The sequence below is a fragment of the Varibaculum prostatecancerukia genome (genome assembly GCF_943169825.2).
GTDB classification, from domain to species: Bacteria; Actinomycetota; Actinomycetes; order Actinomycetales; family Actinomycetaceae; genus Varibaculum; species Varibaculum prostatecancerukia.
Genome location: NZ_OW968402.1, coordinates 566715 through 579373, shown reverse-complemented (window position 1 = coordinate 579373; position 12659 = coordinate 566715). Strand labels below are relative to the sequence as shown.

Here is a 12659-nt window from a genome sequence, read left to right as displayed (position 1 = left end):
GAACAATCTACAAACCTTGGGAACCCTAATCAGGTTTGAGTGGTGTACTTAGTAAGGTTCCAGCGGGCATAATGTAATATTATTTCTACGTTTTATTCGTTACTTATAGAAACTAGACCGGTCCATAACTTTCGTTGAGGGAGCAGGATGGATATAACCGTTTCCCGGAAGATTAATTTATATAGATGGCTATTTACCCTGGGAATAGTTATTTATCACACCAATTCCTTGGCTGCATTTAACAGTCCGGAAACTAACTGGGGAATCCTTACGAAATCCTATTTGGTCCTAGCGAATCAACTGGGCTACACCTCAATGAGTTTTTTCTTTTTTACTTCCGGATTTTTACTCTATTTCAATGCCTCTCCCTCCTCCATAGGGCGCAAAATGAAATCTCGAGTCAGATCGCTACTGATTCCATTCATGCTCTGGCAGGTTACCGTTCTTGTTTTAGTAGCTCTGGTTCGCCCTCAAGAAGCAAAAAAGTATCTTAACCCCTTGGATCTATTTTTCTGTTCCCCGATAGCCGGACCACTCTGGTATTGTTTAGCGCTATTGATCCTAATGCTCCCAGCTCCTCTAGTAGTGCGAATCAAGAATAAACCGCTGCTAACAGTAATTGCGCTAGCTATTATCGGATATTGGCTTGCTCGCTATCTCGGTTATATCTCAGTCCCTTGGAGTTTCCACCGCTGGTGGTGGTACGGAAATATGATTAACTATCTACCCACCTACGTCCTGGGATCATATATCGGAGCGATTCGGCCAAACCTAATAGTGAAACCAAAAACAAACAATATTTATTGTGTCCTATTAGGTATTTTCCTTACCGGATTCACGATGTTACTTTGGCATGTCTATCCCTCACTGTTACCAGAAGTGATTTATGGATTGCTGCAGCTGGTAGGGATGTGGCTAACCCTTAACTCCATGTGGCTTACGAAAGATATGCCGAAATTTTTCGATTGCGCTTTTTACATATTCGCAATCCACAACCCTGTACTAATCCCAGGATTTGAAGTTTTCATCCTTCCACTACTGAACCCATTTGGTCCCTTTAACGATTTGGAAACTTTTGCACTCAAACTTTTCCAAATTCTTGGCATAGTGGTGGCAAGTTGGGCTTTGAAGTTACTATTTGATCGGATATTTCCTGCAAAATGCTCAAAGATGTTTACTGGAGGAAGATAGCCGGAACCCCACAATAACTGCTGGTCAGCGGAGAGTAAGGGATTCGAACCCCTGGTACCTTGCGGTACAGCGGTTTTCAAGACCGCCTCCTTCGGCCACTCGGACAACTCTCCTGGCCTACGCTAAAGCGCTAGCACAAGCTTTATGCTACCGAGGCAGCATCCGAGAATCAAAATCCTCCAAACCTCTTTTTACGCTGCGGTTCTTGCGGGAGGGGCTTATCTAACCGTCCTTGCGCCAGAGCCATCGCAAATGCCGGAGTTAGCGGCAATCGGGGCAACAACATTGCCTGCACCGCATGATAGACACTGTCCCGTAGTCTTTGATTCTCTAAATCTAGAGGCTTATTTTCTGGGGAAAGACGATGGACAATCCGCCCCCCACGCACCAGGAAATGTTCGTAGGCAAAATCAATCCATGCCCGGTAGCAATGTTCATAATGTTCCACGTCTTCGGCCTCAGCGTCTTCTTCTTGGGCCACCCGCAACAAAGTAACCGCCGCGCCTATTGCCTCAAACTGTACCCAGGATTGACGATCGCGGATCACTGGTTTGCCCTCCCAATCTACGGTGAAGGCAAAACCGGGAGCCCCATCGCGTCGCCAGGCGTCCTCGCGAGCCCGCTCAAACATTCCAGTTGCCGCCGGCATCATCCACTCGGGAACCTCTTTGCCCGCTTGCTTTAGCATCGCTCTGGCTTCCAGGATCAAACGAGAAAACATAAAGGAATGCCCAACGTCACTGCCGTAGGCACGATGGGTTTCTTGCAGATTTTCACGATTGTAACCGAGCAGGGGTTTCCAGTCGGGATCAAAATGCTCCGGAAGCCGCCAGCTATATTCGCGGGAAACTTGGGCAACTCGCTCCAGGATCCGCAGGGTACGCTCTAGCCATTCTCCTTCATTAGTAACCTGCGCCACCAGCATATAGGCTTCTGCCATATGCATATTAGAGTTGATGCCGCGGTAATCTTCACACTCAGAATAATCCCGGTTGTAGCTTTCACGCACCATCCCAAATTCCGGATCCCACCAGTGCAAATCATTATCGCGGATAGCTTCTTGCATTAATTCATAGGCACCTATGCGATCAGCGGCCGTAGCCGAAGCTGCGCCTAACAGTAAGAATGCATGCGAATAGGAGCGTTTATCGTCGCGGCCTTCATAGGGAATCGCCCGTCCGTCCGCGTCTAGTTCGTGTTCAATCGCGTCAAACCAGCCCCCATTTTCCGGGTCCCGGAAATACTGGTTGAGGCAGCGAATCCCGTGTTCTACCAACCGGCGACAACCGGGCATCCCCAGCAGCACCCCCAAAGAAAACACATGTACCATCCGCGCGGTCAAATAAAGCTGAATCGGCTGCTCCAAGTCGATTTCGCCATCGCGGTCTAGGCAGGCAAACCCGGTTTTCACTTCCGATTTGCGCCCATAATCCAGCAGATCCTGCAAACAGGCAGACAGCCAGCGGTTATGCTCGAGTGAATCGAACCAGAACATTATTCAGCTCCTTGTTTTTCTTTCTTAGGGCGGGCTAAACGAATTCCATCTTGATTGGCAAGGGAGTCACGCAATCGGTCAAACCATCTAGCGCCAAGTAATCGACTCCGCAATCGCCATAGGCTGCCGCCTCCTCAAGGCTCACGTCCCCGCTCACTTCCAACAAAGTTCCCGGGTTTAGAGTATCGCGATGATCAGCAGCTAGCGTCGCCTGCTCGGGGCTAAATCCCCGCAAAGTTAGCAACTCTACTCGCATTTTCAGCAGGGGATCAAGATCTTGTACTTGGTCGATCTCTACCTGGATGGGGCTTCCCGCTGCTGCAGCGCGCACATGGTTCATAACGTCCCCCAGTCCACTTCCTAAATGCAGATGGGTAGCCCTTACCAGGGGGAATGACCCTATTCCCAAGCGGGAAGTCATTCCTCCGCCCACGCGCACCGCATATTTTTCTAGTTCTCCCAGACCGGGAGTAACCGAAAGCGTATCTCGCACCACCAGTTTCGTTTGCGAAAGCGCTTCTGCCCACTGCGCGGTCTTGGTGGTAATCCCAGATAGGTGGGACAAAAACCAGAGACACAGATCCCCCGCTGCGAGTAGTCCGCGAGTGTTGCCACTTAGCTCTAGAATCGGAGTTCCCGCGGTAACTTTGGTGCCATCAGCTACCCGCAAATGCAAATCGTACTCGCCCAACACCTGCGTTAGCACCTCGCGGGCAACCGGTATTCCACAGATAGCACCATCTTGGGAGGCAATAAAACGCACCCGAGTACGGTCATTTTCGGGTACCACTGCCGCGGTAGCGATATCTTCCCCATAGCTGCGCGAAAGGGCGAGAGCGCGCTCCACTACCGTGGGTACATAATCTCCCTGAGGATACTGCAGATGATCAGCCATTGATTTTCTCCGTCCTGTCGGTAACTATTGGTGTGTTCGAGACCGCCTGTGCCCTATCTTTTCACGCTTTGCCCCCAGATTTAGGCGTTCGCGTTCACTACTGGCTCTAGCAGCTCTTTACCTCCCAGATAGGGACGCAGCGCCTGCGGGACATACACGCTACCATCTGCCTGCTGGTGGTTTTCCAAGATAGCCACCAGCCAGCGAGTACAGGCTAAGGTGCCGTTCAAAGTAGCTACCGGCTGGGTTTTTCCATTTTCATCGCGATAGCGAATTCCCAGGCGGCGCGCCTGATAGGTAGTGCAGTTCGAAGTGGAGGTCAGCTCTAGGTAGCGCTCCTGGCTGGGCAACCAGGCTTCGCAATCGAACTTGCGAGCCGCCGAAGTTCCTAAATCCCCTGCAGCAGTATCAATTACTCGATAGGGCAGCTCTACCTTTGTCAGCATTTCTTCTTCCAAAGCCAACAAACGCTGGTGTTCTTCTTGCGATACCTGGGGTAGACAATACGAGAACATCTCCACTTTGTTGAACTGGTGGACCCGAATAATGCCGCGGACATCTTTTCCATGCGACCCGGACTCCCGCCGGTAACAGGCAGACCAGCCAGAATAACGCAGAGGCTCTTCCCCTAGTTCCAGGATTTCCCCGCCATGGTAACCACCGAGGGCGACCTCGGAGGTACCTACCAGGTAGAGGTCATCGGCGGGTAGGTAGTAGATTTCTTCGGAATGCTCGGTTAAGAAACCGGTTCCCCGCATGGTGTCGGGAGTGACCAAGGTAGGAGTGGTCATGGGGATAAATCCATGCTGCTCCGCCAAATCCCAAGCGCAGGTAAGCAAGGCCAGTTCCAGACGCGCCCCTATCCCCCGTAAGTAGTAGAAACGTGAGCCCGAGACTTTGGCGCCCCGTTTAACATCAATCGCTTGCAGCGCCTCCCCGATTTCTAGGTGATCGCGGACTTTAATGCCTTCAGCAGCAAAATCACGAATCTTAGGGCCACGGTGGGCTAGAACTTCATAGTCATCCTCGCCTCCGGAGGGAATCCCGGGAATAATAATATTGGGCAGCGCTGCCAGCAGCTGCTGAGCCGCTTCGGAAGCTGCCCCCGCCTCTGCCTCGGCTTCTTTCACCCTTCCCGCCAGTTCTTTTGCCTGCGCCAGTACTTGGGCGCGGTCTTCGGGAGCAGCTTGCCCGATACTTTTAGAAAGTGCCTTTTGCTCGGCGCGCATAGTTTCAAAGTCTTGTTGTTTCTTGAGCCGGTGCGCATCGGCGGCAAGCACCTCATCAATTCGGGCGGGATCGTCCCCGCGGGCAATGAGCGAATCTTTAGCTGGCTGCGGATCTTCACGCAGCTGACGAATATCAATCATGTTTTAATCATATCGTCACCCGGCACCGCTTCTCATCTTGCCTTGACCTGGGGATTTAGTTTATAGGTTTTATCTGCCCCCGAGAAAGCCCCCTATCATCTTCCCTTCGACGCTCCCCCCATCGGCCTTCCCCGACAATCCCGGTTTTGTTTTAGACTGAAAGCTATGACCACTGTGCTCTGGATTTTAGTAATCGCGGCGCTACTTTTAGGGATCATCGCTTTCTATTGGGCGGTTAATGCCCGCCGCATTGCCACCCGGGCAATGAAACTCGCGATTAAACAGGGATTTTCTGCGCCCACCGCCACCTGCAGCAATGAATCCTCTAGACGGGTGGTAGTCATCTATAACCCAATGAAAATTGGGAATCTGGATGATTTTCGGAACACGGTTACCCAGCGCGCCCAAGCCACCGGATATGAAGAACCTATTTACTTAGAAACTGACCAGGAATCTTTGGGAGCTAGTCAAGCCCAAGAGGCAATCAGGCAAGAAGCAGGTCTGGTTATTTCTGCTGGTGGTGACGGTACCTTGCGGATTATCGCGGCTAGTCTGTCCGAAAGCCGGATTCCTTTAGGGATTTTACCGCTGGGCACCGGGAATCTTTTAGCCCGTAACCTCAATATTCCGATTAATTCTTTACCCCGCGCCTGCGAAATCGCTTTTACGGGTAAGAACACCGGGGTCGATTTAGGGGCGCTGAAAACTGAGACTGGCGAAGAATTTCCTTTCTTAGTGATGGCAGGGATTGGTTATGACGCAGAGGTCATGAACCGGGTATCTGACAAGCTGAAAGAATCGATCGGTTGGGGAGCTTATGTGCTTTCCGGGATTGCTGCCTCCAACAAACCCCCGATTACCATGGATGTATCTTTTGGGGGGCAGTCGCATCCACGCACGCGCAAAGTCAATACCCTACTATTTGCTTCCTGTGGGGAGTTAATAGGGGGGATTCCGCTCTTGCCGGAGGCGAGCCCCCATGATGGCTGGCTAGAAGTGTTAATGCTGAGTGTCCGCGGCGGCTTGATCGGACTGTTAGAGGTAATCAGCGGGGTATTTCGCGTCACTCTGGGAGTAAAGAAACTAACTGCGGGTCTAGTTTCCAAAACGGACGTAATCCGTACCCGCACCGCGAGCGCCAAGGTACACGGCGAGGCGCGGATGATCCAGGTAGATGGCGATACCGTGGGTAGTTACCGGGAGATTTCTGCCTCTTTAGAGCGCGGCGCCGTCGTGGTACGGGTACCTTAGGGCATCGACAATCGACAGCCGCCTTCGCCAGCTATTTTCGCAAAATAGAATCTACCCAGCCTCTGGCTCGCTGGAAATCACTGTCCCCAGTTCGGGGAGCATGGTCGTTTCGCACTTGGTCAGCGCGAGCGTAGGAACCTAAGAAACGCAAGTCCTCGCTGATACGGTAGAGACCGCGCAAAGCGGATTGCACTCGTTCTTCCCTAATATGGCCGTCCAGGTCAATGCTGAAAACATACCGTCCTGGTTGTCCGGCTAGCGGCCGCGACTCAATACGGCTGAGGTTGATTCCGCGTGCCGAGAACTGCTGAAGCATTTCTAGTAGCGCCCCAGACCGATAGTCATTGGGTAAACGTACTTGAATGGTGGTTTTGTCGGCTCCACAAGCTTCCGGAACCTGACCGGGGTTCGCTACTTCCACAAAGCGGGTAACTGCTCCAGGATTGTCGGCAACGTCCTGGTAGAGAGCTTTAAGTCCATAGGTACTTACCGCCGCTGTTGAGGCCAGAACTGCTTGAAAACCAGCATTGCCCTCAGCCAGCATCCGAGCAGACTCGGCGGTGGAAGTGGTAGCCACGTGGACTGCTCCCGGCAGATGATCGGCCACCCAATTACGACATTGCGCCCAAGCATGAGAGTGGGTACCGATGCGGGTAATATCGGAAAGTTTCGTACCTTCGCGCACCGCCAAAGTAAACCCGACCGGAACTATCATTTCCGCTACTATCTGCAGGCGTTTATCCCACCCCAGAGAATCCAAGGTGGCGCTAACTCCCCCTTCGATAGAGTTTTCGATGGGTACCACAGCCCGATCAGCTTTGCCAGTGCGCACCATATCCATGGCCAGGCGCTCTCCAGCACAGGGAATCATTTCCGCGTCAGCGGGTGCCACTTGGAGCAGCGCCTGGTGACAGAAAGTACCCACCGGCCCTAAGAACGCATAGCTTTTTATCGCAGTATTCATTTCCGTTTCCTTTTTCACTGTTTTCACGATACTAGGAAAGATGCGCTTTACCCCTATCAAGACCGTAGAATATGGCTATGGCAAGAACGGTTAAGCACTTCGTCCGCGCGAGCTGCACCCTTCTATTTAGCCTTTTCTTTACGCTACTTACTCTACCTTTAAGCCCCGCCGGGGCTACTACCTGGGAGCCAGAACCTGCCCCGAGAGCCCTTACCCCTGCCCAACAGGTCTTTTACCCCGATTTAGAAACTTATACCCCGCCGCGCAAGCGCGCGCCCCTCTTAGTGGTGCTAACTTCGGGGATTTCCTGGCAGGAGGTTTCGGCAGAGTTCTCTAAGAACTCGGATCTAAAACGTTACGCCACTGCGGGAATGCTAGGCACGGTTGCCACGGCTGATTTCACCTGCGTGAGCCAAGCTGTTCTAACTATTCAAAATGGAGCCGCCCCGGCTGCATCTACTACTTGCCCTCAAACAAAAATAACAGGCGGAAAAGTCGACGGTATCCCTGGTTTTAGTCAAGCAGGCTCCCAAAAAGAGCAGGTTGACCCTACTTCCCGGGGACAGTTGCAGGGGATTTTAAAAGCCTTTGGGCTTAAATCCCAGGCCATCGGCCCCCAAGCAGGATTACTTTTGGCGGACAACCAGGGAAAAATAGCAAATTATCAGCCCCTCCCCGCTACCTCATCTCAACTGCAAACTCAGGTTAAATCGGCAACTAAGCAATCAGCTTTGACAGTGGTTGATTTGAGCGGTATCAAAGAACCCGCTGCCGCTCTCACCATGTTTGAGGGCGCTCTTGCCTCTCTGAACCCCGAAACTGCCCTGATATCAGTTTCCCTAACCCCGGCGCCCACTCAAAACCCTGCCCCCTACCTGCTCACTTATTCCTCAGTTGATGCCACCGGATTGGTTTCTTCCCCCACCACCAATATCCCTGGTCTGGTCACTTTGGCAGATATTAATGCCCAGATTCTTTACCAATTGCAGCTGCCATCCCGCGCTGAGAATTCCGGCAAAACTTTTAAAGCTAGCAATATCCCCGGTAAAGACCAAGCTCTGACAAACCTGACAGGAGCCTTATCCCGTCCAGCGCAGACAAACTTACAAGAACGCCTGGACTACCTAGACCAGCAGTATTACCGCTCAACTTCCGCTAAAGACGCTAACAGCGGGTTTTACCTTCTCTGGAGCCTTGGCCTGCTATTAACCGTATTGGGATTTTTTGCCACCCAAATAGGGAGCCGGAAACCCCATTTAAAAGTTAATAGAGCACTCAGCTTCGCTGGTTTCTTCACCGCTTTGGTAGCTCCGGCTTCCTATTGCCTGCTGTACTTGTCAGGGCTGACACTAGCGTCCTCTTTTCTGCCCGCGATTGCGGTAATTTCTCTAACCTCCCTGGTCTTAACTGCCCTGTTATCCCTGTTTATCCAGGCAATGCGGGAAACCTTCAGCTTAAATAGCCGCGCTGTGGCTCAAATAGCCGGACTGGGCGCCTCCACTCTTACCTGGGGAGTGCTGTGGTGGGTAGGTCAAAATCCCGAATACACCCTGATAGGAACCCCTTTCGGTTATTCAATATTGCACGGCCCCTGGCTGATGAAGTTATCCGCGGAGGCATTCGGACTATTACTTAGCTGCTTAGGAGTCACGATAGCCTGCTTCTTAGTGCAGCTAACGCCACTTCGCCGCATTTTCTTGCAAAATCAACGCCGCCAGGTAGCATCCCTGGCACTTTATGCCGCTGTCTTATCTGGACTGATTTACTGGTTTAGCAACTTCGAGGCGCTGCTAGCTGCACTACTATTCCTAATCCCGCTAACAATCGCCCTGGTATCCCTGACTCTCCCCGCAGCTTCTCCCCGTCCTCAGGTAGTCAGCAAATCGCGGTTACGCCTAGTTTCTCTCGCTTCGCTAACGGTAGTAATTGCTATGTTCTGCGCAGCCAGCGTAGGGGTGATTGGAGTCAGCCCAGATGCGGAACCTCGTAAAATAAAACCCCTACCCAATCCCGGGAATACTCCGGTTGCCGTAATTTTTACCTCCGGCTTGAACTGGACGGATCTGTTGACAGCCTCCCCGCAAAACAGTGAAAGTACCGCCGCCCTTAACTCTGGCGCCCTGTTTTCTCTCGCACCTTTTCCTATTAAAGCTATGGCTTGCCCCCAGGATGCCTGGTTAGCGTTTTCAGCTGGTAAAAGTCCCAGCAAATCTTCTCTCGCAGGCAGGAACTTGTGTATCATCCCCGAAACTTTAAACAATAACCGCCGGGTCAAACTTTGGAGCTACTACCAGCGTGCCGCTAAGAAGAGTTCCCTATCGGCTCGACTGGGAATGCTCTCTGAGCAACTACGGGAAAGCCAGGTGAGCGCGGCAGCTATTGGGAATAGTGCCGGGCTGGCTCTAGCCGACAAGGACGGCATAGTTCGGGGGCAAGTAAAAGCTATTCGCCCAGGACAAAAGGGATATTCTCAGGCGGTGCGCAAGATGGTTTCTACGCACGCCCTCACCCTAATCGACGTGCAGGCTACCCCCTTGAATCGCAATCCTAACCGCCAAACTCAAGAAGTGCTGACGCAGCAAGGGGAAATATTTTCTTTCCTTGATCCCTCCTCCGGAACAGATACTCCCGAGCAAAGCGAAGTTTGGGATCCGATCTGGCTTTTAGAACACGGCGGTTCCCTCTCTGGAAACTCTCTGCAAGCTGGGGCCATAGTTCCGGATCAGAAGGTAGCCTCGGTCCCCACTCAAGATCGCAATGAGCTGCGACAATCAGAAATGAATCCCCAAGAAAATCCCACGCCGGCTTCCTCTCCCGGTATTTTTGGGGATTCCGATAATTATTTCCAGCCAGGCAACCTGCATATATCTTCCCTATCTGCACTACTAGTGCCGGATCCGGGTAATGACCAAGAATATGTAGCAAAAACCCGGCACGCTAACGCCCGGCTATTCCCCAATATTTCCACCTACGAGGCACTGCGAGGGATGCAGCCGGCGCGAATTTCTGTTGACCAGCAAGATGCGCAGTTAAAAGCGCTACAAGACACCCTAGCGGCTCTGCCTAAAGATACTCGCGCCCTGGTGGTTTCCACTAGCCCCGATTCGGTTAAACAAAAACTGCAGGCAGGCGTGATTTATGGGGAGGGCGTGCAGGCAGGAATCGCCTATTCTTCCTCTACACACCAAGTGGGGATAGCCCAAAGCGCTGATCTGAGCGCAACCGTACTGAACTGGCTAAACGCTTCCAATAGTAAACTCAGCACCTCGGGGGCACCGTTAACGGTCAGCGAACAAGCTGGCACTTCCGCCAAAGAACGGATCGAACGCCTGGCCGGTTACGGGCAAAGAGCTGATGCCAGCTATTCTCGCTTGGGCTTTCCCCCCAGTTCCTATGTAATTTTCGCTGCGGATGCGCTATTGCTCCTAGGGCTGGTGCTGCTAAAAATACCGCGAATCCGTTTTTCCCAACGTCGGTCTTATCTACTTTCCCAGCTGGGCTATTTAGGGCGTTTTATCTGCCTGACGATAGCAGCGCTTCCTGCAACTTGCCTGGTAGCAGCCATGTTTCCTTGGTGGGAGGCAGAATCCCCCACCCCAACGTTCACCCTGCTCAGCTTGTTGATTGCCGGGGTGCTCTCCTTGGCTGCCTGCACCGGTCCTTGGCGAGGGCGCCCCATCGGCCCGGCGCTAGTTGTGGGGGTTTTCAGCGTTTTTGTAATCTGCCTGGATGTGGCTTGGGGATCCCATATTTCCATGGATTCGCCCTTCGGATCGTTCTCGCTTTTGGGAGCGCGTTTCTTTGGCTTCGGAAATGTGTATTACTCGGTATGCGCAATTTGGACGCTACTGCTTTGCGCCTGCCTAACCCCCCTAGCTAACCGAGCAGTTTTCGGTAAGCACGGGTTTGCCCGCTGGCAAATTTGGCTATCAAATCTATTGATTGTGGTACTTGCTTTGGCGTTTATGGTCGTGGATGGGATGCCTCGTTTTGGCGCTGATTTTGGCGGTCCGATCTCTTTCCTACCTGGTTTCCTGGTTCTGTTACTGCTGATTAATGGGAAACGAGTTAATGTAAAACGGCTGCTGGTCGCCCTGGTAATAGCGGGGACTGCTTCCGGAGGAATCGCCCTCGCCGACTGGTTACGACCTGCGGCTCAACGCACCCACTTAGGTAACTTCGTGCAATCTATTTTGAACGGAGATTTGCTAGAGATTCTCACCCGGAAACTATTAGCGAACCTCGGCAGCTGGGGTTTCACCACCTATGTCTGGTCACTCCTATGCTGCCTACTGGTTTTCGCGCTGGTTCTTCGCCCTGCTCTCGACAAAGAAAACCACCCCTATAACCTAGTGGGGTCTTGGGACTTATCGTTACCCCTAAATGATTCTGCCTCCCCCGAAACCGCAGATGAATCCCCACGGTCTTGGCGACAGCAAGTCAAACCACGAGCACGCAAACTGGTAATTGCCATTACCAACTCGGGTAGCTATTTGCGTCCCCGCTTAGGCGAACTACCCCTAGTAGCTAGGGAAACAGGTCTACGGTTAGGGCTCGCGGCCATTGCAGTGAATCAGCTTTTCGCCTATCTACTAAACGATTCCGGCACCCAGCTACCCGCAATCGGGTTTTTGCTGACCGCTCTGGCCTATTGCTCGGCAGTATTTACTCAGCTTTCAGAACCTTTACCCAGTGGAACTCGGTAAACTTCCCCCGGTTTTTGCTTTAAAGCCACTTTAAAGAACCTATGCTTCTTAATATGCACTCTGCGTGCCCGCAGTTTAGAAATCGCTTTCACAACATCAATAAACTGGTGCAGACGGTGCATTTGCGATGCAAAATCCCGCCTGCTGACACGATGCTTGAAATTAACTGGCACTTCCTTAACTGCAAATCCCTTACTTAGCAGGCTGATAGTCATATCGGTTTCCACCCCCCAGCCAGCAGCCAAAGGTATAGCAGCTTGAAAAGCAGCAGTAGTTAGGCAACGTTGCCCCGACAGCGGAGCCTGGGGATTCCAGCCGGTAGTGCGCCTAATTGCCCACCTGGAAAGTCCTAGCACAAATCCGTGCCCGCCTGCTCCTGCCGGTCGTGGCAATACCGCGATTGTAAAATCGGCTTCTCCCTTGATTACCGGCTCTATCAGTGGAGCAGCCTCGGCGGCAGTTTCGCCTAGATCTGCGTCTAAAAATAGTAGTAGTGGCGGGTCTTCCCCTTTGACTGCCCGCATGGCCACCACTTTTGCTCCGGTTTCCATCGAGGAAGCCTTGCCGCGGTTAACCGTATGGCGCACGGTTACGGCTCCTGCTTGACGGGCAATATCTTGGGTGTCATCAGAGGAACCGTCATCTACTACTACGATTAGTTCCAGATCAACAAAGGGGAGGGCTTTAACTGCCCGAACCGTCGTGCCGATTCGTTCGGCCTCGTCCTTGGCGGGAATAATTACCGCAACCCGCGGATTAGCCTGTTTACCTGGATCTCTATGCATGG

Annotated in this window: 8 protein-coding genes and 1 tRNA gene; 3 read left to right on the top strand and 6 right to left on the bottom strand. The window is 52.4% G+C overall.

Going from position 1 to position 12659, the window contains the following annotated elements; all coding sequences use genetic code 11:
- Positions 1 to 147: 147 nt before the first annotated feature.
- Positions 148 to 1191, top strand: a complete 1044-nt coding sequence (locus KO216_RS02555) for an acyltransferase family protein (RefSeq protein ID WP_215522756.1) — start codon at positions 148 to 150, stop codon at positions 1189 to 1191.
- Between the two features lie 28 nt (positions 1192 to 1219).
- Here the strand turns inward: KO216_RS02555 and KO216_RS02550 are convergent.
- From KO216_RS02550 to serS, 4 genes are all read right to left on the bottom strand, one after another.
- Positions 1220 to 1304: transfer RNA gene (locus KO216_RS02550), tRNA-Ser, on the bottom strand.
- A 56-nt stretch (positions 1305 to 1360) separates the two neighbouring features.
- Positions 1361 to 2686, bottom strand: coding sequence for an AGE family epimerase/isomerase (locus tag KO216_RS02545; RefSeq protein ID WP_215522755.1), 1326 nt, complete (start codon positions 2684 to 2686; stop codon positions 1361 to 1363).
- Positions 2687 to 2720: 34 nt separating this feature from the next.
- Positions 2721 to 3581, bottom strand: coding sequence for a nicotinate-nucleotide diphosphorylase (locus KO216_RS02540; RefSeq protein WP_215522754.1), 861 nt, complete (start codon positions 3579 to 3581; stop codon positions 2721 to 2723).
- An 80-nt stretch (positions 3582 to 3661) separates the two neighbouring features.
- The gene (gene serS, locus KO216_RS02535) at positions 3662 to 4951 is read right to left on the bottom strand and encodes a serine--tRNA ligase (protein WP_215522753.1); all 1290 of its coding nucleotides are present in this window, start codon (positions 4949 to 4951) and stop codon (positions 3662 to 3664) included.
- Positions 4952 to 5116: 165 nt separating this feature from the next.
- On the opposite strand from serS, the gene KO216_RS02530 reads away from it, so the two are divergent.
- The gene (locus KO216_RS02530; protein WP_215522752.1) at positions 5117 to 6202 is read left to right on the top strand and encodes a diacylglycerol/lipid kinase family protein; all 1086 of its coding nucleotides are present in this window, start codon (positions 5117 to 5119) and stop codon (positions 6200 to 6202) included.
- Positions 6203 to 6233: 31 nt separating this feature from the next.
- Here KO216_RS02530 and pheA read toward each other — a convergent pair whose 3' ends face one another.
- Positions 6234 to 7166: a prephenate dehydratase gene (gene pheA / locus KO216_RS02525; RefSeq protein WP_215522751.1), complete on the bottom strand. Its 933-nt coding sequence runs from the start codon at positions 7164 to 7166 to the stop codon at positions 6234 to 6236.
- A gap of 77 nt (positions 7167 to 7243) precedes the next feature.
- Between pheA and KO216_RS02520 the strand changes: the two genes are divergently transcribed.
- Complete coding sequence (locus KO216_RS02520) at positions 7244 to 11872, top strand: hypothetical protein (RefSeq protein WP_215522750.1); 4629 nt, start codon at positions 7244 to 7246, stop codon at positions 11870 to 11872.
- Here the strand turns inward: KO216_RS02520 and KO216_RS02515 are convergent.
- Positions 11836 to 12657, bottom strand: coding sequence for a glycosyltransferase family 2 protein (locus tag KO216_RS02515; protein WP_215522749.1), 822 nt, complete (start codon positions 12655 to 12657; stop codon positions 11836 to 11838). The genes KO216_RS02520 and KO216_RS02515 overlap by 37 nt on opposite strands.
- Between the last annotated feature and the right edge of the window lie 2 nt (positions 12658 to 12659).